This is a genomic window from Micromonospora sp. SL1-18, from assembly GCF_047921505.1.
GTDB lineage: Bacteria > Actinomycetota > Actinomycetes > Mycobacteriales > Micromonosporaceae > Micromonospora.
In genome coordinates this window covers 1-1252 of the sequence record NZ_JBLROA010000177.1, presented here as the reverse complement: position 1 = coordinate 1252, position 1252 = coordinate 1, and the positions used below count along the sequence as shown (strand labels likewise).

Genomic DNA, 1252 nt, shown 5'->3' with positions numbered 1-1252 from the left:
CGCGTTCATCGCCGCTGCCGCGGACCGCGGGGTCGAGCCGGCAAAGCGGGAGACGTACCCCAACGGCGTACGCAAAGCGGACTTCTACGACCCGGACGGCAACGAGTTGAGCTTCGGCGGCGCACCGCTCTGACGCATCCTCCGGCGACCTCGACCTTTGGTACGGCGCCCTCATCTGGCCGCCGACAGCGTTTGGGTTGTCGTAGCGTGCCCGTGTCAGCTTCCAGCCGGATGCGCGGTGGTCGGCTGCGCTGGCCAGAAAGGCCACTCCTCGAACGAGCTGCAGCGCCCGTCCTCGGCGAAACGTATGATCCACAGGTCGCGGTACTCCTGGTCGACTGGGTCGCCGTACCGGACCGCCACGCGCACCACCGCAGTGTCGCCCTCGACCGCGACGACCTCACTGGTCATCTGGAACACCTCGCCGGGGCCGTCCCGCTCGTCTTCCCACATCCGGGCTATGGCTGGCAGACCGATGATCGGCCTCTGGTAAGGCCCCTGCAGATAGCTCGCCTCTGCGGTGAAGATCGTGGCGAGCACCTCCGTCCCCTGCGTCCGCCACGCATGCTCGTAGGCCGCGATCCAGCCGGTCACCTGCTTCCTGTCCATAAGTGCCAGCTTGCCACTTGACCCAACGCTCAACGGCGGTGTCCGGTCATGCCGCCGATCGGGCGTCACAGTGCGTGACGCACGTACCGTGGCGGTCGACGGGCGGTCGAAGCCGATGTGCGGATGTTCCTGGGCCCGCCTATGTCGCCAGATGGCCCGGGGCGATTGGCCGGTGTGCGGGGGCTCCTCGCAGCAGTCCCATAAAACGGGATCGTTCATCCATGATATGAGACATGGGTTAGTTTTGCCGCCCGGGCATCAGAAGGCTGGAGACGAGATGGCCGCCGCACCACACGTATACACCCACGGGCATCACGAGACCGCTCTGCGCTCACATCGATGGCGCACCGCCGAGAACTCCGCGGCCTACCTGCTACCCCATCTCCGGCCGGGCATGTCCCTGCTCGATGTCGGCTGCGGACCAGGCACCATCACCGTCGACCTGGCCACCCGGGTGGCCGCGGGACGAGTCACTGCCGCAGAGATCACCGAACCGGCGCTGCAACTGGGTCGGGCGGAGGCCAGCGCACGCCGGCAGGAGAACATCGACTTCATCGTCGCCGATGCCCACTCCCTCGATCTGCGACTACGCGGCGTTCACCTGGTTTCCGCACGTGCCCGCGCGCGCTCAACGACTGGCTAG

General features: G+C 67.0%; 2 protein-coding genes. One reads left to right on the top strand and one right to left on the bottom strand.

Annotated features, from left to right (window positions below; translation table 11 throughout):
• Positions 1 to 216: 216 nt before the first annotated feature.
• Entirely contained in the window at positions 217 to 594 is a 378-nt protein-coding gene (locus tag ACNAW0_RS30390) for a nuclear transport factor 2 family protein (protein ID WP_416291482.1), read from the bottom strand.
• 292 nt (positions 595 to 886) lie between these two features.
• Between ACNAW0_RS30390 and ACNAW0_RS30385 the strand changes: the two genes are divergently transcribed.
• Entirely contained in the window at positions 887 to 1252 is a 366-nt protein-coding gene (locus ACNAW0_RS30385; RefSeq protein WP_416291481.1) for a class I SAM-dependent methyltransferase, read from the top strand.

Coding starts and splice junctions, on each gene's coding strand:
- ACNAW0_RS30385 (WP_416291481.1), top strand. CDS start 887: ATGGCCGCCGCACCACACGTATACACCCACGGGCATCACGAGACCGCT.